Source organism: Microbacterium alkaliflavum, assembly GCF_044325405.1.
Taxonomy (GTDB): Bacteria; Actinomycetota; Actinomycetes; order Actinomycetales; family Microbacteriaceae; genus Microbacterium; species Microbacterium alkaliflavum.
In genome coordinates, this window is the sequence record NZ_JBIQWL010000001.1 from 504,474 (window position 1) to 525,375 (window position 20,902).

General features: G+C 68.7%; 20 protein-coding genes. 12 read left to right on the forward strand and 8 right to left on the reverse strand.

Translation table 11 applies throughout. The features are described from left to right. Positions 1-19: 19 nt before the first annotated feature. A complete protein-coding gene (locus ACH3VR_RS02070; protein ID WP_396639086.1) occupies positions 20-667 on the reverse strand; it encodes a LysE/ArgO family amino acid transporter in 648 nt (215 codons plus the stop codon). A gap of 70 nt (positions 668-737) precedes the next feature. On the opposite strand from ACH3VR_RS02070, the gene ACH3VR_RS02075 reads away from it, so the two are divergent. Then, positions 738-1,622 carry a LysR family transcriptional regulator ArgP gene (locus tag ACH3VR_RS02075; RefSeq protein ID WP_396639087.1) on the forward strand — a complete coding sequence of 295 codons (885 nt, stop codon included), beginning with the start codon at positions 738-740 and terminating at the stop codon, positions 1,620-1,622. Positions 1,623-1,708: 86 nt separating this feature from the next. Here ACH3VR_RS02075 and ACH3VR_RS02080 read toward each other — a convergent pair whose 3' ends face one another. The 3 genes from ACH3VR_RS02080 to ACH3VR_RS02090 form a co-directional block, all read right to left on the reverse strand. Further along, on the reverse strand, positions 1,709-2,740 hold the full coding sequence (locus tag ACH3VR_RS02080; RefSeq protein WP_396639088.1) for an NADP-dependent oxidoreductase: 1,032 nt from the start codon (positions 2,738-2,740) through the stop codon (positions 1,709-1,711). A gap of 117 nt (positions 2,741-2,857) precedes the next feature. Beyond that, a complete protein-coding gene (locus tag ACH3VR_RS02085; RefSeq protein ID WP_396639089.1) occupies positions 2,858-3,328 on the reverse strand; it encodes a MarR family winged helix-turn-helix transcriptional regulator in 471 nt (156 codons plus the stop codon). A gap of 11 nt (positions 3,329-3,339) precedes the next feature. Continuing rightward, on the reverse strand, positions 3,340-5,046 hold the full coding sequence (locus tag ACH3VR_RS02090) for an MDR family MFS transporter (protein WP_396639090.1): 1,707 nt from the start codon (positions 5,044-5,046) through the stop codon (positions 3,340-3,342). Positions 5,047-5,213: 167 nt separating this feature from the next. Between ACH3VR_RS02090 and ACH3VR_RS02095 the strand changes: the two genes are divergently transcribed. Both ACH3VR_RS02095 and ACH3VR_RS02100 read left to right on the forward strand, forming a co-directional pair. Further along, the gene (locus ACH3VR_RS02095) at positions 5,214-5,654 is read left to right on the forward strand and encodes an SRPBCC family protein (RefSeq protein ID WP_396639091.1); all 441 of its coding nucleotides are present in this window, start codon (positions 5,214-5,216) and stop codon (positions 5,652-5,654) included. A 4-nt stretch (positions 5,655-5,658) separates the two neighbouring features. Next, positions 5,659-6,162, forward strand: a complete 504-nt coding sequence (locus tag ACH3VR_RS02100) for a 2'-5' RNA ligase family protein (protein WP_396639092.1) — start codon at positions 5,659-5,661, stop codon at positions 6,160-6,162. 73 nt (positions 6,163-6,235) lie between these two features. Here the strand turns inward: ACH3VR_RS02100 and ACH3VR_RS02105 are convergent, their stop codons facing one another. Next, positions 6,236-6,928, reverse strand: a complete 693-nt coding sequence (locus tag ACH3VR_RS02105) for a YqaJ viral recombinase family protein (RefSeq protein WP_396639642.1) — start codon at positions 6,926-6,928, stop codon at positions 6,236-6,238. A gap of 22 nt (positions 6,929-6,950) precedes the next feature. On the opposite strand from ACH3VR_RS02105, the gene ACH3VR_RS02110 reads away from it, so the two are divergent. From ACH3VR_RS02110 to rplL, 4 genes are all read left to right on the forward strand, one after another. Continuing rightward, positions 6,951-7,682, forward strand: coding sequence for a 4a-hydroxytetrahydrobiopterin dehydratase (locus ACH3VR_RS02110; RefSeq protein WP_396639093.1), 732 nt, complete (start codon positions 6,951-6,953; stop codon positions 7,680-7,682). Positions 7,683-7,924: 242 nt separating this feature from the next. Next, positions 7,925-8,881: a hypothetical protein gene (locus tag ACH3VR_RS02115; protein WP_396639094.1), complete on the forward strand. Its 957-nt coding sequence runs from the start codon at positions 7,925-7,927 to the stop codon at positions 8,879-8,881. A gap of 363 nt (positions 8,882-9,244) precedes the next feature. After that, on the forward strand, positions 9,245-9,760 hold the full coding sequence (gene rplJ / locus ACH3VR_RS02120; RefSeq protein ID WP_396639095.1) for a 50S ribosomal protein L10: 516 nt from the start codon (positions 9,245-9,247) through the stop codon (positions 9,758-9,760). Between the two features lie 42 nt (positions 9,761-9,802). Then, on the forward strand, positions 9,803-10,186 hold the full coding sequence (gene rplL / locus ACH3VR_RS02125; RefSeq protein ID WP_396639096.1) for a 50S ribosomal protein L7/L12: 384 nt from the start codon (positions 9,803-9,805) through the stop codon (positions 10,184-10,186). A gap of 164 nt (positions 10,187-10,350) precedes the next feature. On the opposite strand, the gene ACH3VR_RS02130 is transcribed toward rplL, so the two are convergent. Further along, the gene (locus tag ACH3VR_RS02130; RefSeq protein ID WP_396639097.1) at positions 10,351-11,391 is read right to left on the reverse strand and encodes a LacI family DNA-binding transcriptional regulator; all 1,041 of its coding nucleotides are present in this window, start codon (positions 11,389-11,391) and stop codon (positions 10,351-10,353) included. A 239-nt stretch (positions 11,392-11,630) separates the two neighbouring features. On the opposite strand from ACH3VR_RS02130, the gene ACH3VR_RS02135 reads away from it, so the two are divergent. The 3 genes from ACH3VR_RS02135 (at position 11,631) to ACH3VR_RS02145 (ending at position 15,562) form a co-directional block, all read left to right on the forward strand. Next, complete coding sequence (locus ACH3VR_RS02135; RefSeq protein ID WP_396639098.1) at positions 11,631-12,962, forward strand: ABC transporter substrate-binding protein; 1,332 nt, start codon at positions 11,631-11,633, stop codon at positions 12,960-12,962. A 432-nt stretch (positions 12,963-13,394) separates the two neighbouring features. Continuing rightward, positions 13,395-14,594: a carbohydrate ABC transporter permease gene (locus ACH3VR_RS02140; RefSeq protein ID WP_396639643.1), complete on the forward strand. Its 1,200-nt coding sequence runs from the start codon at positions 13,395-13,397 to the stop codon at positions 14,592-14,594. After that, positions 14,591-15,562, forward strand: coding sequence for a carbohydrate ABC transporter permease (locus tag ACH3VR_RS02145; RefSeq protein WP_396639099.1), 972 nt, complete (start codon positions 14,591-14,593; stop codon positions 15,560-15,562). Before ACH3VR_RS02140 ends, ACH3VR_RS02145 begins: the two co-directional genes overlap by 4 nt. Positions 15,563-15,647: 85 nt before the next feature. On the opposite strand, the gene ACH3VR_RS02150 is transcribed toward ACH3VR_RS02145, so the two are convergent. Next, the gene (locus tag ACH3VR_RS02150) at positions 15,648-16,337 is read right to left on the reverse strand and encodes a DUF305 domain-containing protein (RefSeq protein ID WP_396639100.1); all 690 of its coding nucleotides are present in this window, start codon (positions 16,335-16,337) and stop codon (positions 15,648-15,650) included. A gap of 5 nt (positions 16,338-16,342) precedes the next feature. After that, positions 16,343-17,059 carry a DUF3105 domain-containing protein gene (locus tag ACH3VR_RS02155; protein WP_396639101.1) on the reverse strand — a complete coding sequence of 239 codons (717 nt, stop codon included), beginning with the start codon at positions 17,057-17,059 and terminating at the stop codon, positions 16,343-16,345. A 189-nt stretch (positions 17,060-17,248) separates the two neighbouring features. On the opposite strand from ACH3VR_RS02155, the gene ACH3VR_RS02160 reads away from it, so the two are divergent. Next, the gene (locus ACH3VR_RS02160; RefSeq protein ID WP_396639102.1) at positions 17,249-18,628 is read left to right on the forward strand and encodes a multidrug effflux MFS transporter; all 1,380 of its coding nucleotides are present in this window, start codon (positions 17,249-17,251) and stop codon (positions 18,626-18,628) included. Between the two features lie 102 nt (positions 18,629-18,730). Further along, positions 18,731-20,815: a glycogen debranching protein GlgX gene (gene glgX / locus ACH3VR_RS02165; protein ID WP_396639103.1), complete on the forward strand. Its 2,085-nt coding sequence runs from the start codon at positions 18,731-18,733 to the stop codon at positions 20,813-20,815. Positions 20,816-20,902 lie beyond the last annotated feature (87 nt).

Sequence of the window (20,902 nt, forward strand, 5' to 3'; positions counted from 1 at the left end):
TGCGGGGCACCCCTCCGGCTCAGTGCGGGAGCACGAGCGAGATGCCGAGCGCGATCATGACGACCGCGATGATCGCGTCGAGGATGCGCCAGGCCCGCGGCGTCGAGAGCCGGCGACCGAGGAAGCGGGCGCCGAACGCGAGACCGAAGAACCAGGCGACGCTCGCGAGCATCGCCCCGGCCGCGAAGAGCCACCGGTCGTCGCCGTGCGTGTTGGCGACGGTGCCGAGGAGGAAGACGGTGTCGAGGTACACGTGCGGGTTGAGCCACGTGAGGGCGAGGCAGGTCAGCATGACGGGGAGCAGGCGGGTGCGGGTCGCGACCGAGCCGCCGCCGTCCTCGTGCTCGACGCTGTCGACCTCGGCGACGGCGAAAGCCTCGCCGCTCGGGCGCCACGCACGCCTCGCGGCCAGCACGCCGTACGTGACGAGGAACGCGGCGCCCGCCCAGCGGACGGCGTCGATGAGCCACGGCACGGCCTGCAGCACGAAGCCCACGCCCGAGACACCGAGCACGATGAGCACAGCATCGGACACGGCGCAGATCGCGGCGACGACGAAGACGTGCTCGCGACGGAGGCCCTGGCGCAGCACGAAGAGGTTCTGCGCTCCGATCGCGACGATGAGCGAGAGGCCGAGGCCCAGACCAGCGAGCACGGGGGAGATCACGCTTCGACGGTAGGCATCGCGGTGTCTGCAGTCCAGCTAACTCTTCTTCAGGTGCATTAGCGTGGCTAAGGTGAGGATTCCGTTCGACCTTGCCGAGACGCTGGCTGCCGTCGTCGACGAGGGATCTCTGGATGCCGCGGCCCGCCGGCTGCATGTCACGCCGTCCGCCGTCAGCCAGCGCATCAAGGCGCTCGAGGAGCAGCTCGGCCGGGTCGTGCTCGTCCGCTCGAAGCCCGTGCGGGCGACGGAATCCGGCGCGGCGGTCGTGCGGCTGGCGAGGCAGCTCGCGCTGCTCGAGCACGACGCGCTCGCCGGCCTCGGCGAGGCGGATGACAGCGGCGCGCTCATGTCGGTGGCCCTGGCGGTCAACGCGGACTCGCTGGGCACGTGGTTCCTCGAGCCGCTCGCGCGGCTCGCGCTGCGGCATCCCGTCGTCTTCGAGCTGCATCGCGACGACCAGGACTTCACCGCGGGCCTGCTCGAGTCGGGGAGCGTCATGGGCGCTGTGACGTCCCGCGCGACGCCCGTCGCAGGGTGCCGCGTGAGCCTGCTCGGCGTCATGCGCTACGAGGCCGTCGCGACACCCGCGTATCTGGCCCGCCGGCTTCCCGAGGGCGCGACTTCCGACGCGCTCGCCGTCGCGCCGCTCGTCGACTTCGATCGCCGCGACGACCTGCAGAGCCAGTGGCTCGCCGCGATGGGCGTGGAGCCCACCGCACCGCCCCGCCACTACGTGCCGGCGTCGAACGACTTCGCGACGGCGATCAAGCTCGGGCTGGGGTGGGGGCTGCTGCCCGGCTTCCAGTCGGCCGACGAGCTCGCCGACGGGCGACTCGTGCGCCTCGGGGGAGCTCCGGTCGACGTGCCGCTGTACTGGCAGCAGTGGAATCTGCGCTCGCCGCTGCTCGACGCCATCGCCGACGAGATCATCGCCGAGGGGAGGCGCGTGCTGTGACCCGGCGTCGCCTCGCAGTGCTGTGCGTCAGGCGTCGCCTCGCAGTGCTGTGCGTCAGTCGTCGCCGACCCGCGCGGGAGCGAGTGTCAGTCGTCGCTGACGCGCAGCACGATCTTGCCGCGCGTGTGCCCCTTCTCGAGCTCGGTGTGCGCCTCCGCGGCATCGGCGAGGTCGAAGACGCGGTCGATGTACACCTGCACGGCCCCCGAGTCGAGAAGCCGGCCGACCGTGGCGAGCGCGCCGCCGTCGGGGATCACCTTGTAGCTCGTCGCGCGCACCCCTGCGTCCGCAGCGGCGTCGAGGTATCCCGGGAACGACCCGGTCGGAACGATGACGTACAGCCCGCCGGGTCGGAGCACGCGCAGCGAGCGCGTCCCCGTGTCGGCGTGGACGTTGCCGACGAGGTCGATCACGACGTCGACGTCGGCGACGGCATCCTCGAATCTCGTCGACGTGTAGTCGATGACGGTCGACGCGCCCAGCTCGCGCAGCCATGATGCGTTGCGGGTCGACCCCGTCGCGATGACGTTCGCGCCGAAGTAGGCGGCGATCTGCACGGCGAAGTGGCCGACGCCGCCGCTCGCGGCGTGGATGAGGATGCGCTGACCCTCGTGCGCGTGCGCCGTCTCGACGACGAGGCCCCACGCCGTGAGGGCGGCAAGGGGCACGCCGGCCGCCTCGACGTGCGAGAGCGACGACGGCTTGCGCGCGACCGACAGCGTCGGCACGACGGCGTACTCGGCGTACGAGCCGCCCGTGCGCGGGACGTTCAGCATGCCGAACACCTCGGTGCCCGGCGGGAAGGGATGCGACTCGTACGGGGACTTCACGACGATGCCGCTGAAGTCGAAGCCGAGTGTCGCGGGATAGGCCGCGATCTCGGCCGACAGGCCGGCCCCGCCCCGCGTCTTCGCGTCGATCGGATTGAGGCCGGCCGCGACGACGCGCACGAGCAGTTCGCTCAGCACAGGCTTCGGGACGGGGAGGGATGCTTCGCGCAGGGCGCTGGGATCGCCGGTGGCGTCGATCACGGCGGCGCGCATCGCCGCCGGCGGATCGGGGACAGGTATCGCCTCGCCGCTCGGAGCGGAGGTCGATCGCAGCGGCCGGAATCGCATCGGTCGCTCCTTCCCTGTGCGTGTCGGCGTTGGCAGCACTTGATGCCTTGGGTGGAGTCCAGTCAACCCCGAGATTGTCTCGCGGGTGTTACGCGGGTGCTACCGGACCGATAAGCGTCAGGGGAGCGGGTCGGGCGTGGTGCCATTCGTGAGGGCGTGCAGCAGCTGCGTCAGCCGCTCGATGTCTTCGACGTTCCAGCCGTCGAGCGCGTCGGCGAGCCCGCTCTCACGCGGATGCCGGGCCGCATCGAGCCGCTCCAGTCCCTCGGGCGTCGGAGACAGCAGGCTCGACCGGCCGTCGGTCGGGTCGGGCGTGCGGGCGACGAGACCGAGCTGCTCGAGCTCGCGCACGGTGCGGCTGATCTGGCCCTTGTCCATCAGCAGCTGCTCGGCGAGGGCGGAGATCGTGATGCTCTCGCGCCGCACGATCGTCGTGAACACCTTGTAGGCGCCCGGCAGCATCCCCGGGTTCACGCGGTGCGCGTTCTCCGTGATGACACGGCGGAACTGCGTGATGAGCTCTCCGAACTCGGCCTCGAGGGCCCGCACCGCTTCGGCACGGGCCCCGAGGGGCGAGATCTCAGTCATCGCGATCGACATTAGCGGCGGCTGGATGCCTCGGAGGAGGCATCCATTGCGGCATCGTCTTCGGACTCGTCCTCGACGTGCGCGAGGACCTCCATGCCCTCGGCGACCGAGACGGTCGCGAAGTCGGCCTCGCTCGCCTGGATGCGCTCGCTCGTGGTCATCCGCGTGAGCGGCTTGTTCGGGAGGAACAGCACCGCGATGAGGCTCACGACCGCGAACGGCACGGCGATCAGGAACGAGTGCGAGATGCCCTGGGCGTAGATGTCCTCGAAGATCACGCGGACCACTTCGGGCATCGCCGACACCTTGGGCAGCGAGCCGCTCTGCAGCTGCTGGGCGACTTCGGCACCCTTCGCACCGAGGCTCACGATGGCCGCGGTCAGGTCGTCCTTCGCATCCGCGACGAGGTTCGTGACGCTCGTGGCGAGCGCCGCGCCCATGACCGAGACGCCGATGGTGCCGCCGAGGCTGCGGAAGAACGTGACGCCGGAGCTCGCGACGCCGATCTCGCTCGGCTTCGACGTGTTCTGCACGACGAGCACGAGGTTCTGCATCGTCATGCCGACGCCCGCGCCGAGCAGGAACATGTAGAGCGAGACCAGCGCGAAGTTGGTGTCGTAGTGGATCGTCGACAGCAGGTACGAGCCGGCGATCAGCAGTACCGAGCCCACGATGAGGTAGGGCTTCCACTGTCCGAATCGCGTGATGAGCGCACCGACCCCGATCGACGACAGGAGCAGACCTGCGATCATCGGAATCGTCATGAGGCCGGCCTCGGTCGGCGTGGCGCCGCGGGCGAGCTGCATGTACTGGCTGAGGAAGACCGATGCCCCGAACATGGCGATGCCGGTCGCGATCGACGCGATGACGGCGAGCGTGAAGGTGCGGTTGCGGAACATCGCGAGCGGGATGAGCGGCTCCTTCGAGCGCAGCTCGACGACGATGAACAGGACCGCCGCGAGGATGGCGCCGCCGACCATGAGGATCGTCTCGGTGCTCCACCAGTCGAACGAGTCGCCCGCGAGCGTCACCCAGATCAGCAGGAGCGACACGGCGACCGAGAGCAGCACGATGCCGAAGTAGTCGATGTGGACCTTGCGTTTGGCCCGCGGGGGGAGGTGCAGCGTGCGCTGCAGGATGATCAGCGCGAGGACGGCGAAGGGGAGCGCGACGAAGAAGTTCCAGCGCCAGCCCCAGTTGTCGGTGATGACGCCGCCGAGCAGCGGTCCGCCGATGGTCGCGACGGCCATGACGGCGCCGAAGAGGCCCATGTAGCGACCGCGCTCACGCGGGCTGATGATGTCGGCCATGATGACCTGGCTGAGCGCCGCGAGGCCGCCGGCGCCGATGCCCTGCACGGCCCGGAATGCGATCAGCATCTCCGGTGTCTGCGAGAAGCCCGCGGCTGCGGTGGCCAGCACGAAGATCGCGATCGCGAGCTGGATGAGCAGCTTGCGGTTGACGAGGTCGGCGAGCTTTCCCCAGACCGGGGTGGAGATCGCCGTGGTGAGCAGTGTGGCGGTGACCACCCACGTGAACGCGGTCTGGTTGCCGTCGAGGTCGTGGATGATGACCGGCAGCGACGTCGAGACGACCGTCGAGGCCAGCATCGACACGAACATGCCGAGGAGGAGGCCGGACAGGGCCGGAAGCACTTCCCGCGCAGGGCGCGGAGCGCTCTCGACCGCGCTCGGCGCAGAGGAGGAGACAGCAGACATGCAGATCCTTCGGATCGATGGTGTTCAAGGGAGGTGCGGCGACAGCGGCGCAAAGATGGTTGACGATGGTCAACAGTTGAGAAGTGTCAACTATATGCCTAATCGTTGACGTATGTCAACTATTCCCGTTTGGCGTGTCTGTCGGGGGTCATCGATAGCGTCGGGGAGTGATCGAGATCGCACGGACGACCCGTTCCTCGTCGGCTCCGCCTCGGACGTTCTTCGATCGCTGGTGCGACCTCGAGACACATCCGGAGTGGGCGCCGAGCATGGAGTACTTCCGCCTCGCCGAGCCCTTCGGCGTCGGCGCCCGAGGAGTGCTCCGGGCGATCGGCGGTGAGGAAGCTCCGTTCCGCGTCGCGCAGGTCGGGCCGGGGTTCGTCTATGCGGATACGACCGAGCTGGCCGGAGCCGAGCTCACGGTGCGCCACGAGGCGGTCGTGGACGGCGGTGTCACGCGAGTCGAGCTGACCGCGTTCCTCGAGGGGCCGGCCGCGGCGGAATGGGCGACGCGGATGGGCGACGACGTGCAGCGCAGCCTGGAACGCGATCTCGCGAGTCTCGCGCAGCTGCTCGAGGACCGAGCTGCGCCGGTGGGGGCAGGATGAGGAGATGTTCAGCGTTGAGCTCGTGCTCGATGACGAGACCGAGGCGGTCGTGCGCGACGACTGGGACCGGCTCCTCGCCGCGGATCTGCCGAGCTCGGGCCGCAATCCGGCACCGAGCAATCGGCCGCACATCACCCTCGCCGTGCGCGACGATCTCGAGCCGTCCGCCTTCTCGGCGGTCACAGACCTGCTGCCGATCCCGCTCGAGCTGGGCGGCTCGCTGCTGCTGGGTCATCGGGATCGGTATATCCTCGCGCGCCACGTCGTCGTGACGACGGGACTGCTCAGGGTTCATCGTGCGGTGGCGGAGATCGCCGGGCCTCCCGAGCCCCACTACTCCAACACCGGCATCGATCGGTGGACGCCGCACATCACGGTGGCGCGGGGACTCGTCGCTGTGCGCGTCGCCAAGGCTCTCAGCACCGTGCGGGCCCGGAACATCGTGGGGGAGGCGACGGGGCTGCGCGTCTGGAATGCCGAGACTCGAACGATCACGACACTGTGCTGAGGCGGATCCGGTCGGTCGGCTGCTCAGTCGGCGACGGCGCGGGCGCGGAAGCGGCCGGCGCGACGGATTCTGCTCAGTCGGCGAGGGCGAGGGCGCGGAACGGCTGACTCGGCCTTTCCGGTGCGGGGCGCTCGACTGCGCGACCGGCGAGGTGTCGCCGGTGGAGCTCATCGATGAGCGATGTCGCCAGTCGCACGAGCTTCGCGATCTCGGCCTCGTCGCGGTCGACCCATGCGCAGCGCGGTTCGTCGCCGACGGGCACGAAGTCGACGTGCTCCTCCCACGCGACGAGCGTGCGCTCCGCGCCGAGCACGTGCTGCTGCCACCACACCTGACGGAGGTAGGAGCGTGGGATGCTGCGCCACTCCTTGTTCGTCGTCTTGATCTCGGCGAGCATGACGCGACCCGAGGCATCGACCGCGATGCCGTCCGGCGTCGCCAGGTGCCGCTTCTCGACGACGGCGTGGAAGAGCGCCGAAGAGGGCTCGATGCCGTGGGTCGCGGCGACCCAGCGGGCGATCTCCGGTTCGCGCAGCCGGCCGTGGGCCGTGTAGGCGTTGCCCGAGAAGCCCGAGCCCATGAGCTTGGCGTCGGCGGCGCGACGGATCGCGTTGCTCGAGGTGAGGGTCGCGACATCCGTCGCGGTGATCCCGCGCGAGCGCGCGCGCACCCAGGCGACCCTGTCGCGGGAGTCCGCGACGATGCGGGCGGCGAGTTCTGGTGCCCGTGCCGCGAGCTCGGACGAGCGCGGCACGGAGTCTGGGATCACTGTTCGAGGCTAGCCCCGGGTGGCGACAGAGCGGAACCGACTCGCGGTCGAACAGACGTCCGGATGCGCCGCCAGGCCCTTGCGGTGCAGGCGCGGGGCGGCGAAGAGTCGTGGCATGGAAACCATCAGCGCTGCAGAGTTCCGCGATGCCATGGGAGACGACGGCTGGCACGCCGGTGCCAACGGTGCGCACATCACCTATACGTCCCGCGATTTCGCGACCGGTGCGCGGCTGTTCGCCCGGATCGCAGAGCTCGCCGATGCGGCGAACCATCACCCCGACGTCGAAGTCAAGTACGCGACGGTCAGTCTGCGTCTCTTCACCCATTCCGCGAAGGGTCTGACGCGCAAGGACGTCGACCTCGCCCGGCAGATCGCGGAAGCGGCGCGCGACCTGGGCATCGAAGTCGACGCCACCACCCCGCAGCGGCTGATGATCGCGGTCGCATCGGAAGATCCCGCGACTGTCCTGCCGTTCTGGCAGGCGGTGACCGGCTACGAGGCGATCAGCGACCTGGAGCTGCGCGACCCGGCGGGCCGTGGCCCCCTCATCTGGATGCAGCGGGTCGACAAGCCGCTGCGCGGCCGCTCGCACGTCGACATCATCGTGCCGCGGGAGGAGGCCGAAGAGCGCGTCGCCGCCGCGCTCGCCGCGGGCGGCACGCTGGCCGACGACAGCAAGGCGCCGCGCTGGTGGACGCTCTCCGACGCCGCAGGTCACAAGGTCGACATCATCCCTTCCCGCGCCTGACCCTCCCCGCCCTGCCGGCATCGTAGGTACTCGCCGAGCGCACAGGTTGTTCGCGTCGAGATCGTGTGCGCTCGGCGACTGGATACGAAGTCGGCAGCACCGCGGACGTGCTCTCGCCCTGGCCTCCACAGGGAGCGCTGTGGGCGGGGCAGTCCACCGAGAGCAGGCAGGGGAAAGATGACTCGAGCGCGGGCTGCAACGGTGTGGAGATGAGTCGACATCTCACGCCGGAGGAAGCGCGGATGTCCGTGCGCACGCGAGCCCAGCTGCTCTCGCGGGGCTGGAGCGATCGCCGAATCCGCCGCGCCGTCGCATCGGGGCAATTCCGGCGGCTTCAGCGCAACCGCTATGTGCTCCAGGCGCTGTGGCGGGAACTCTGGCCCGAGTCGCGTCACCTTCTCGAAGTCGTCGCCGCGCAGGGGGAGATGCGCGAAGGAGGGGGAGTCCATTCCTACATGTCCGCGGGGGTGGCGCTCGGGATGCCGCTGTATCGGCACGTGCCGTCCCGCGTGCACGCCACTTTCCCCGCGCCCGTTCGCTCGGGCAGCCGGCCTGGCCTCGCGCGGCATTGCGAATCGCTTCCCGACGAAGACGTCGCGGATCACGACGGCATCCTCTGCACGACGCTCGAGCGCACGACGTTCGACGTCATCCGGGTCGTCGGCCGCGAGACCGCGGTCGCATTCGCGGATGCCGCGCTTCGGCGGGTTGCGCTGGCCGGTCGCCGTTATGAGGTGGATGCCGCCGAAGAATGGCGATCGCGGATGCTCGAGCGGGTCGTGCTGGCGCGGGGCGCGCGCGGAGTGCGCCAGGCCGAGGACGTGATCCGCTTCGCGGACGGACGGGCGCAGCTGCCCGGCGAGAGCGTGACCCGCCTCCAGCTCGCCCGGCTCGGATACGGGCGCGTCGGACTGCAGGTGCCCGTCCCAGGCCCGAGCGGAGCCGAATACTTCGTGGACCTCGAGCTCGAGGAGGTCGGCGCGCTCCTCGAGTTCGACGGTCAGGGGAAGTACCTCGACGAGGCGCTGCGCTCCGGCCGGACGCTCGAAGTAGTGCTACTGGACGAGAAGCGCCGGGAGGACTGGATCCGCGGCACGACGCAGAAGCGACTCGCCCGCGTGGAGGACGAGCACATCATGACGCCCGAAGCTCTCGGGGCGCGGCTGGCCGGCTTCGGCATCCATCCCCCGCGTCCTTGATCGCCCGAGACGCAAACTTCGTACGAACTCGCCGAGCGCACACGACATCCGCGTAAACGACGTGTGGGCTCGGCGAGTGCATACGACCTCGATGCACGGAGGGGGGCGCCGATTTGGGCAGGAGGGGAGCGTCAGGTAACCTAGAAACCAAGCCGAAGACCGCCGGTCATCGACGTGCGCTTGCGCACCGAGATCGAAGCTCTGCGAATGCAGGGGCCCGCGCAGGTGTACGAACAGATTCTCCTGGATCAGGAATGAAGCTCCGTGCGCTTGCGCCGGAGCTTTTCTCATTCCCAGGGCGAACCGGATGCCCCGGCCGACGCCCCGCCATCGCGGAGCGTCTCGTACACACAAGGAGTGGCCATGGCGCAGAAGGAAGCATCGGTCGCCGAGCTCACGAAGAACTTCGAGGACTCGACCGCCGTTCTGCTGACCGAGTACCGCGGTCTGACGGTTGCGCAGCTCAAGGAGCTGCGCAACAGCATCCGTCAGGACGCGGAATACGCCGTGGTGAAGAACACGCTGACCAAGATCGCCGCGAACAACGCGGGGATCACGTCGCTGGACGACGACCTCAAGGGTCCGTCGGCCATCGCGTTCGTGCACGGTGACCCGGTCGCCGTCGCGAAGGGCCTGCGTGCCTTCGCCAAGGCACACCCTCTTCTCGTCGTGAAGGGCGGTTTCTTTGACGGAAACCCCCTGAGCGCAGAAGAGGTGAACAAGCTCGCCGATCTCGAGAGCCGTGAAGTCCTGCTGGCGAAGCTCGCCGGTGCGATGAAGGCCTCGCTGACCAAGGCGGCATACGTCTTCAATGCGCTTCCGTCGAAGGCCGTTCGCACGGTCGACGCGCTGCGCGAGAAGCAGGAGTCCGCGGCCTGATTCCCGGCCCGCGGCTGAACAACCCCACACAAGGAGACAGAAATGGCAAAGCTCAGCACTGAGGAGCTGCTCGACGCGTTCAAGGAGCTCACGCTCATCGAGCTCAGCGAGTTCGTCAAGGCGTTCGAGGAGACCTTCGACGTCACCGCCGCCGCCCCCGTCGCGGTCGCCGCTGCCGGCGCCCCCGCCGCCCCCGCCGAAGAGGTTGAGGAGAAGGACTCCTTCGACGTCATCCTCGAGGCCGCCGGCGACAAGAAGATCCAGGTCATCAAGGTCGTCCGCGAGCTCACCTCGCTCGGCCTCGGTGAGGCGAAGGCCGTCGTCGACGGTGCTCCCAAGGCCGTCCTCGAGGGCGCCAACAAGGAGACCGCCGAGAAGGCTCAGGCCGCCCTTCAGGAGGCCGGCGCGACGGTTACCCTCAAGTAATCGAGCGAATCTCGCTTTCGGAGCCCCGGGAACTTCGGTTCCCGGGGCTTCGTGCATGATCGGGATGCCGCGCCGGTCAGCGCCGACCGGAACGGCGCCGGCTCAGCCAGCGCCGACCGGAACGGCGCCGGCGGAGCCGAGCGCCGGCTCACCCGACGTCCGGCTCAGCCCGCCCCCGTGGCGCCCGCCGCGCCCACCGCGGCGGAGGGCACGCCCGTCGGCGGGGCCGTGGAGTTGCGCACGATGAGCGTCGCATGCAGCCGCAGCTCGATGATGGGCGTGTTCGGTTCGCGCAGCTGGCGCAGGAGCATCTCGGCGGCCTGCGTGCCCTGCGCGTGCGGCTGCTGCTCGAGCGTCGTCAGGGAGAACATGTCGGCGTACTCGTGGTTGTCGATCCCGACCACGCTCAGCGAGCTCGGCACGGGCAGTCCGAGCCGCCGCGCCGCGATGATCGCGCCGATCGCGACCTCGTCGCACGTTCCCACGATGCCCGTCGGCCGGCGGCGCACGTCGCCGAGCAGGTCGACCGCTGCAGCGTAGCCGCCGGGCAGCGACACGGGGGAGAAGACGTGCATCGGGGCGAGCCCCGCATCCGCCATCGTCTGCTGGTACCCGACGAGCCGCATGTGGTCGACATGCGCCCAATGCTGGCCTCCGCCCCCGACGAAGGCGATGCGTGTGTGGCCGAGCTCGACGAGGTGCTCGGTCGCTCGACGGGCGGCGTGCAGGTCGTCGAGCCCGATCGTGCTCGTATCGCTGCTCGGCCCGACGACGCTCACGAGAGGCCGTCCCACGGCGATGAGCCGTTCGAGCTCGTTGTCGCTGGGCTCCAGCCCCACGGCGATGAGGCCGTCGAACCGCTTGCGGGCGAGGAAGTCCTCGAACACGCGCCGCCTGCCGTCGGTGCCCGGTCGAGCGTCGTACAGAGTGAGGTCGTAGCCGTGGCGGAGCAGGGCATCCTGAATCCCCTCGAGCACCTCCGCGAAGAACCACCGGCTGATGTACGGCATGACCACGCCGACGTTCTGCGTCTTGCCGGTCGCGAGGCTCACCGCGGCGGTCGAGGCGACATATCCGAGGGATGCCGCGGTCTGCAGCACGCGCTCCCGCGTGCTGTCCGACACGTAGCCGCTGCCCGTGAGGGCGCGGCTCGCCGTCGCCTTGGACACTCCGGCGGCGCGTGCGACATCGGCGATACCGACCATCCTTCACCTCCTCGCGTGTCTGCATTCGCTGCGTACACGGGCTCTGTGCTGGAACCGGTTCCGGGCCATCATTGCGCGTGGGGCGATGCTGTTGCCACACTTCTTCATTGAGGTTACGGATTTGTGATCGGGGACCGATTGTGCGTGGGAACGTCGTCCCCTACCGTGAGTCTGGAATCGGTTCCTGATCATCGCATGTGACTTCGGCGCCCTGCCGGGTCTCGATTGAGGAGGCAGTAATGAGTGCAGGTTCGACACCGCGGCGGCTCGCGGTGGGACTGAGCGTCATGACGATCGCGGGGCTCGTGCTCGTCGGATGCACCGAGGGCGGTGACAGCGCCTCCACCGACAGTTCGAGCAAGACAGTCCGCATCTCGGGCGGCATCACGGGTTCGGAGGCCGATCTGCTCCAGCAGTCGTTCGACCAGTTCACGAAGGACACCGGCGTCAAGGTCGAGTACACCGGCGACAAATCCTTCGAGGGCAACATCGTCACGAAGGTCGCGGGCGGCAGCGCTCCCGACATCGCGATCGTCCCGCAGCCGGGTCTGCTGAAGTCGCTCGTCGAGACCGGCGAGGTGAAGGCCGGGACCTCTGCGGTCGAGTCCAATGTCGACAAGTACTGGTCGCAGGACTGGAAGACCTACGGCACGATCGACAACACCTTCTACGCGGCCCCCATGCTCGCGAACGTCAAGGGCTATGTGTGGTACTCGCCCAAGTCGTTCCAGGAGTGGGGCGTCCAGGTGCCCACGACGTGGGATGAGCTGATCGCACTCACCAAGACGATCCGCGACAAGACCGGGAAGGCTCCATGGTGCGCCGGCTTCGAGTCGGGTGACGCGTCCGGGTGGCCGGGCACGGACTGGATCGAGGACCTCGTCCTGCGCAACTCGGGTCCCGACGTCTACGACCAGTGGGTCGCGAACGAGGTGAAGTTCACGGACGCCCCGATCAAGGACGCCTTCGACCACGTCGGCGAGATCCTCAAGAACCCCGACTACGTCAACGCCAGCTTCGGCGACGTCGCGAGCATCAACTCGACGGCCTTCGCGAACGTCGCGGCACCGGTCGCCAACGGCGATTGCGCGATGACCCACCAGGCGTCGTTCCTGTCGTCGAACTTCCTCGACGTCAAGACGAAGGACGGCAACGCGCCGACGGTCGCGCCTGACGGCGACGTCTACGCCTTCGTGCTCCCCGGATTCGAGACCGGCGGATCGAAGGCGATCGAGGTCGGTGGCGAGTACGTCGCCGGGTTCTCCGACGACGCGAACACGCAGAAGGTGCTCGAGTACATGTCGTCGCCCGAATTCGCCGACACGCGTGTCGGGCTGGGCGGCGTGATCTCGGCGAACCAGGGCGCCGACCCGATGAACGCGTCGAGCCCGTTCCTGCAGGACGCCATGAAGCTCGTCCAGGACGCCAACACGACGGTCCGCTTCGACGCGTCGGACCTCATGCCGGCGACCGTCGGCTCGGGCTCGTTCTGGCGCGGAATGGTCGACTGGATCGACGGCAAGGACACCGCCGCCGTTCTGAGCGACATCCAGGCGGGTTACGAGAACTGACACCCACCCGGAGCGGGGGGGGCGGTCNTCGACGCGTCGGACCTCATGCCGGCGACCGTCGGCTCGGGCTCGTTCTGGCGCGGAATGGTCGACTGGATCGACGGCAAGGACACCGCCGCCGTTCTGAGCGACATCCAGGCGGGTTACGAGAACTGACACCCACCCGGAGCGGTGGAGCCGTCCGTCAGAACGGGCGGCTCCACCGCACCACCACATCACGTCCCTGGTTGATCGCGATCGATCCGGTTGCGAAGAAGCATTCGGAGGGCACAAATGGCCGATACGACAAAGGTGAAGGACGCCAAGGCGGGCGCACCTGACGTAAAAGAGATGGATGCCGCGGCCCGCGAGGTCTATTACGGGAAGCGAAGGCGGACGACGGCGATCGTCGTGACGCTCGCGTTCATCCTCGCGCTCGCGCTGTTCTTCTTCATGGTGACGAGGCCGCCGACGGAGGGAGCGCTGCCCACCTCGCTCGGGTTCTCGTTCAACAGCTTCTTCCAGTGGATCGGCAGCCAAGGCCCGATCGTGCAGATCCCGATAGTCCTGATCGTCTTCGGGATCGTCGTCGGAGTGCTGCTGCTGCTCATCGAATACGCGCCGCGCGCCGGCCGAGGCTACTTCTGGCTGCGGCTGGCGGCCTGCTTCGTCATCCCGATCGTCGCCTTCATGCTGCTGCGGCCCTACCAGGGTGCGGTGTTCTTCGTCCTGGCGATCGCCGTCATCCTCGGGGGCGTCCTCTTCTACGCCGACTACCGGGCGCGGGCGGGAGCGGGGTACCTCTTCCAGCTCGTCCTGTTCATGGCGCCGGCTGCGGTCCTGCTGCTGATGGGCCTCGTGTACCCGGCGATCGCGACGTTCGTCCAGTCGTTCTTCGACAAGACGGGCGAGACGTTCGTGGGGTGGGACAACTACGTCTGGGCGTTCACCAATCCGCAGGGCTTCTGGTCGATCATCAACACGATCCTGTGGGTGCTGTTCGCCCCCGTCATCGCGACGACCATCGGACTCGCGTGCGCCGTGTTTATCGATCGGGCGCGTGGCGAGAAGACGCTCAAGATCCTCATCTTCATGACCTTCGCGATCTCGTTCGTGGGCGCCGGCATCATCTGGGAGCTCCAGTACGACTACCGCCAGGGCGAGCAGATCGGCATCTTGAACGCGATCGTGGTCGCATTCGGGGGAGAGCCGGTTCCGTGGCTGTCGCTCACGCCGCTGTGGAACACCTTCTTCATCATGGCGGTGTTCATCTGGAGTCAGACGGGCCTCGCCATGGTCATCCTCTCCGCGGCGATCAAGGCCGTCCCGCCTGAGCAGATGGAGGCGGCGGCGCTCGACGGGACGAACGCCTGGCAGCGGTTCCGCAACGTCACCCTTCCGGGCATCCGTCCCTCGATCGTCGTGGTGCTGACGACCATCGCGATCGGGGCTCTGAAGATCTACGACGTCGTGGCCGTCATGACGGGCGGCCGCTCGAATTCGACGGTGCTCGCGTTCGAGATGGTCAACCAGCAGCAGAGGTTCCAGAGCTACGGGCACGCGGCGGCGCTCGCGGTGCTCCTGTTCATCCTCGTCATCCCGATCATCGTGTTCAACGTGATCCAGATCCGGAAGCAGAGGCAGATCCGATGACTATCGAGGTGATCGAACCCGTCGTCGACCCGCGCTCCGCGCGCCAGGTCGCCCGCGACACGCGCAAGAACGAGGAGATGGCCCGCAGACGGCTGTCGTCCAAGGGGGCGACGATCGCCGCGCTCGCGATCGCGATCTTCTGGACGATCCCCACCTTCGGCCTCTTCGTCACGTCGTGGCGTCCCGCCGCGGACTCGCAGACGACGGGCTGGTGGACGGTCTTCACGAATCCCGCCTTCACGACCGAGAACTACAGGCTGGCGCTCACGTCGGGGGGAACGACCCTGACCCTGGGTGAGTCCTTCCTCAACTCGCTCGCGATCGCGATCCCGGTCGTGTTCTTCGCGCTCGCGGTCGCCTCGCTCATGGCGTACGCCTTCGCCTGGATCGACTTCAAGGGCAAGAACCTCCTGTTCATCGCGGTGTTCGCGATGCAGATCGTGCCGATCCAGATGGCGCTCATCCCGCTCCTGAGCCTCTTCTCGAGAGGCCTGACGATCAACGGCGTGCAGATCTTCCCCGGGCTGGAGCTGCGTGACATCGAACACAGCTTCGCGACGGTCTGGATCGCTCACACGATCTTCGCAATGCCGCTCGCTGTGTTCCTCCTCCACAACTTCATCTCGGAGATCCCGAGTGAGGTCATCGAGGCCGCGAAGGTCGACGGGGCCGGGCACGGACAGATGTTCTTCCGCATCGTCCTGCCCCTCGCAACGCCGGCGCTCGCCTCGTTCGCGGTGCTGGAGTTCATCTGGGTGTGGAACGACCTGCTCGTGGCGACGATCTTCGCGCCACCCTCCTCACTGCCCATGACACAGTCCCTCGCCGGGCTGTCGGGGACGTGGGGCAACCAGTGGTATCTGCAGGCGGCGGGCACGTTCCTGACGATCCTCACACCACTCATCGTGTTCTTCGCACTGCAGCGGTTCTTCGTGCGCGGCCTGATGGCGGGGGCGACCAAGGGCTGACACCGACCGCAAGACGAGAGAGGGCTGGCGCCGGGGGGCGTGCCGGCCCTCTCTTATGCGGGGAGAACAAGACTGGGGATGCCGCTCACTGCGTGCAGCCGAGCCGGCCCTGCATGGATTTCATCGCATCGACCTCGGCCGTCTGGCCCTGCTTCATGCTCTCGGCGACCGTCAGCACGCGAGGGATGCTGCCGAGCTCGAGCACGGCCTCGGCCATCGGGATCGCGCCCTGGTGGTGGCGGATCATGAGCGAGAGGAAGAGGCAATCGGCCTGCGAGCCGGTCGCCGCCTGCAGCTGGGCCATCTCGTCCTCGGTCGCCATGCCCATCGCGGCGCGCAGCTCCGCATCCGTCTGAGAGCGGGCGGTCGACCCCATGTCGGCGTGTTCGCCGTGGCCGGCATCCGTCATCCACGACATCAGGGGAGCACCCGACTGCGGCAGCCCCCACTGCACGAGCCAGTCGTACATCTCGCCGCGCTGGCCGGCCTGGCTCGTCGCGATGTCGTAGGAGAGGCTGCGCAGGTCGGCGTCGTCGGTCTTGCGATAGATGTCCATCGCCATCTCGATCGCCTGCGTGTGATGCACCTGCATGTCGCGGGCGAAGCCGACATCAGCCGCGTTGGGCGTGGCGGTCGGCGACGATCCGAAGGTCGAGAAGCGTCCGATCGCGAAGGCGAGCGCCGCGATGCCGACGGCGACGAGCACGTACACCCACCACCGCGGCCGAGACGGGCCGGCGACCTGGTCCGTCTCGACCTCCTCGGCGTCGGTCATGCCGCTCAGGAGACCTTGCCCGGAGCGTCGAGGCCGCCCGTGCAGAGGGCGCTGGGCTCGGGGGCGTTCTGGCTGCGCCAGTACTCCTTGAAGAACTCGGTGATGCGTGGGTCGTCGACCGAGTCGAGCTTGAGCTGGTGGTTCCACGCCGACAGCACGAAGGGGGAGTCGAGGCCGTCGTACGGCGAGAGGACCGCGTAGGTCGACGGCAGGTACGACTTCAGCTTCGCGAGGTCGTCGCCCTTGATCTTGTCGGCGTCGTACGTGACCCAGATGGCGCCGTGCTCGAGGGCGTGGACCGCGTTCTCGTTCGGCACGGGCTGGTCGTAGACGCCGCAGTTGAGCCAGACGGGGTTGTGCGGCCCGCCTGCGGGCGGCGTCTGCGGGTACGTGACGGGGTCTTCCGTGTGGGTCGCCGTGTTCTCGAAGGTCTGCACGCCGTCGATCTCGGCACCCGTGCTGCTGCCCGCGTCGTAGGTGGGTGCCGGCTTGGGTGCGAAGACGATGGATGCCACGATCGCGGCGATCACGATGACGGCGGCCGCGGAGCCGACCACCCACCAGACCACCTTGCTGCGGCGTCGCTTCGCGAGCTGCTTCTGGTACTCGGCGAGCTTCTCCTGGCGCTTCTGTTCGCGCTGCTGCTTGACGGTCTGGTTGATCCTGGCCTGAGTGGCGGGGTTGCCGCTCGTGCGCTTGTCATCGGGTGCTGTCGGGGTCATGCCTGATCTCGGCTCGGGCCCGTGATGTGCGTCGGGCTGCGGTGCAGGAAGGTCCAGCTTATTCGAGCGCATGGGTCGCGGGCCTGGGAAGGCCCAGAGAGCGGGGTCTACCGCGGTGAATCGTTTCGGGTATCCTGGATCTTTCGAATCGATTCGAGATCTCCCATCGTCACTGAAGTGAAGCCTGCCTTGCTCGATACCGACTCCATCCCGACGCAGACCCCTCCCCGCACGGAGACGGCCGGCATCCGCATCCCGTCTGCGACCGGCTCCATCCGGGTCCCGTCCGCCACCGGCGCCATCCGCACGCTCGGACCCAACCCGGCGACCGCGCCGATCATGCTGCACCCGGGGGACTCGATCCCCCACAGGCGCCGCGTCCTCTACATCATCCTGCTCGGCGCCCTCACCGCCCTCGGGCCCTTCACGATCGACCTCTACCTTCCGGCGTTCCCGGTGCTCGAGGCCGACTTCCACACGACGGCGGCCGCGATCCAGCTGACGCTGACCGGCACGATGATCGGCTTCGCCCTGGGTCAGCTGATCGTCGGCCCGCTGTCCGACAAGGTCGGGCGCCGCATCCCGCTCCTGTCGGTGACGGCGCTCCACGTCGTCGCCAGCATCTGCGCCGCCCTCGCGCCGACCCTCGTGACCCTCTCGATCGCCCGCGTCCTGATGGGAGCGGGTGCCGCAGCCGGTGGCGTCGTCGCGGCCGCGATCGTGCGCGACCTGTTCGGCGGCCGCCGGCTCGTGGTCATGCTCTCCCGCCTCGCACTCGTGTCGGGGGTCGCGCCGGTTCTCGCGCCGCTGCTGGGATCGGCGCTGCTGCTGGTCATGCCGTGGCGCGGCGTGTTCGTCGTGCTCTCGGTCTACGGCTTCGTCATGCTCATCTCGGCCTCGATCTTCCTGCCCGAGACGCTGCCGCGCGCGCGGCGCAGCGACCGGGGCTCGACCACGGTGTGGCAGCGGTACCGGAGCGTCTTCAGCGACCGCGTCTTCGTCGGCGTGCTGATCATCGGCGGCATGACCTTCAGCGGCCTGTTCTCCTACCTCTCGTCGTCGTCGTTCCTCTTCCAGCTCGGCTACGGCTTCGACCCGCAGCAGTACGGTCTGCTCTTCGCCGTCAACTCGCTCGGCATCGTGCTCGGCGTGCAGACGGCGTCGCGCCTGGCCGCCCGCTTCGGGCCGCAGTGGGTCATGGGCTGGTCGACCGCCGTGCTCGTGGTCGCGGCATCCACCATCATCGTGTTCGACCAGCTCGGCTTCGGGCTGTGGGGGACCGTCGTGCCGCTGTTCGTCTTCATCACGGCGTGCGGCTTCACCTTCCCGTGCGTGCAGGTGCTGGCGCTCGACCGCCACGGCAAGGCGGCGGGAACGGCGCAGTCGATCATCGGCGCAACGAACTTCGGCGTCGCGGGGATCATCTCGCCGCTCGTGGGATGGATCGCCCGGGATGCCGGCATCACGGCGACGACGATGGCCGTGGTCATGGTCGCGTGCGCCGTCGTGGCGGTGCTCGCGCTGTGGTTCGTCGTGCAGCCCCGGACCGTGGAGCGACTCGCCCCCTGAGTGCCATGCCGCGGGGCGGGCTCACCTGCGCACGGTGAGGTCGCCCGCTGCCTCGAGGAATCACCCTCGCGGCGGGCCGCTGATCGGCCCTAGCCTGGCCTCGTGCAGGTCACGGTGCGCCCCGGTCGTCCTTATCCGCTCGGTGCCCGCGCGACCAGCGCCGGCGTGAACTTCGCCCTCGCGGCGCCGAGGGCGACGGCTGTCGAACTCTGCCTGTTCGACCCGGACGGCACCGAGACGAGGATCGCGCTCCCCGCGCGCGACGCGGGCATCTGGCATGGGCTCGTCACCGGCGTGGAGGCGGGTCAGCGCTACGGCTACCGCGTGCACGGCGACTGGGATCCCGCGGCGGGGCGGCGGTTCAACCCCGTGAAGCTGCTCCTCGATCCGTACGCGCGGGCGATCGAGGGTGACGTCACGTTCACGCCTGCGGCCTATGGTCATGATGCGTCCGACCCGACCCAGCCCGATACGGCGGACTCGGCGGCGGTCATGCCGCGGAGCATCGTGGTGACCGAGCTGCCGCCCGCCGGCGAGACGATGACCGAGTCGCCCTCACGCCGATCGCTCGCCGACGCGGTCATCTACGAAGTGCACGTGAAGGGCTTCACGGCGACGCATCCCGGTGTTCCGGAATCCCTCCGCGGCACGTATGCGGGACTCGCCCACCCCGCCGCCATCGCGCACCTCACGTCGCTCGGGGTCACGGCGGTCGAGCTGCTGCCGGTGCATCACAGCGTGCCCGAGGCGTTCCTCGTCGCGGCGGGTCTGACCAACTACTGGGGCTACAACACGATCGGCTACTTCGCGCCCCACGCGGGGTATTCGGCAGAGGTGCGCGCGGGGCGACCCGGCGGCCAGGTGACCGAGTTCCGCGAGATGGTCGACGCGCTGCACACAGCCGGGCTTTCGGTGATCCTCGACGTCGTCTACAACCACACGGCGGAGGCGGGCGCCGACGGGCCGACGATCGCCTTCCGCGGCATCGCGAACAAGACGTACTACCGCCTGTCGCCTTCGGACCCCTTGGTCTACGTCGACACCACGGGCTGCGGCAATTCGCTCAACGTCGGCGAACCCTTCACTCTGCGGCTCATGATGGACTCCCTCCGATACTGGGTGACCGAGATGGGCGTCGACGGGTTCCGCTTCGACCTGGCGCCGAGTCTCGCCCGTTCGGACGGCTCGTTCTCGGCCGTGTCGGCCTTCTTCGACCTTGTCGCGCAGGATCCCGTGCTCGCGCAGGTGATCCTCATCGCCGAGCCGTGGGATGTCGGGCAGGGCGACAGCTACGACCTGGGCCGCTTCCCCGCGGGCTGGAGCGAGTGGAACGGGCGCTTCCGCGACACGGTGCGCGACTTCTGGCGCAGCCACGACGGCATGCTCCCCGACCTCGCCGCCCGGCTCACCGGCTCGCCCGATCTCTACACGCGCCATTCGCGGGGGCCGGATGCCTCCGTCAACCTCGTGACCGTGCACGACGGATTCACCCTCGCCGACCTCGTGTCGTACGACGGCAAGCACAACGAGGCCAACGGGCAGGACAATCACGACGGCACCGACGACAACCGGTCGTGGAACTGCGGCGTCGAGGGACCGACGGACGACCCCGCCGTCGGCGCTCTTCGGGCTCGACAGCAGCGGGCGATGCTGTCGACGCTCCTGCTCTCGCGGGGCGTGCCGCTGCTGCTGGGCGGAGACGACATCGGCCGCACGCAGCGCGGGAACAACAACGCCTACTGTCTCGACGACGAGGTCACGTGGTGGGACTGGGACCACGTGGACCACGACCTCAACGCCTTCACCGCGAACCTCATCCGGCTCCGGCACCGGCATCCCGTGCTGCGCCGCACGCGGTATCCCGCGCATCCGGAGGCGGTGCGGTGGTTCACCCCTGCGGGTGACCTCATGACGGATGCGGACTGGTCGGATGCCGCAGCCAAGAGCGCCGCACTCGTGCTCTCGGGCACCCTCGACGCCGACCACGACGACGCGGGTGAGCCGCTCCTCGACGTGGACGTCGCGGTTCTCGTCAATGCCTGGTGGGAGCCGCTCGAGGTCGCCCTGCCGTGGGCGGACGCGGTGACCGTCGAATCCGACAGCTTCGAGCCGGGCCGTGCGGGCTCCACAGCCTCGGGGTCGATCACGATCGGCCCACGCTCGTTCGTGCTCGTCGCACTGGCCTGAGGGTCCGGCGCCGGCCGGAACGACGAAGGGCGCTCGCCCGAACGACGAGGGCCCGGCCGCGCCGGCGACGCGACCGGGCCGATCGGG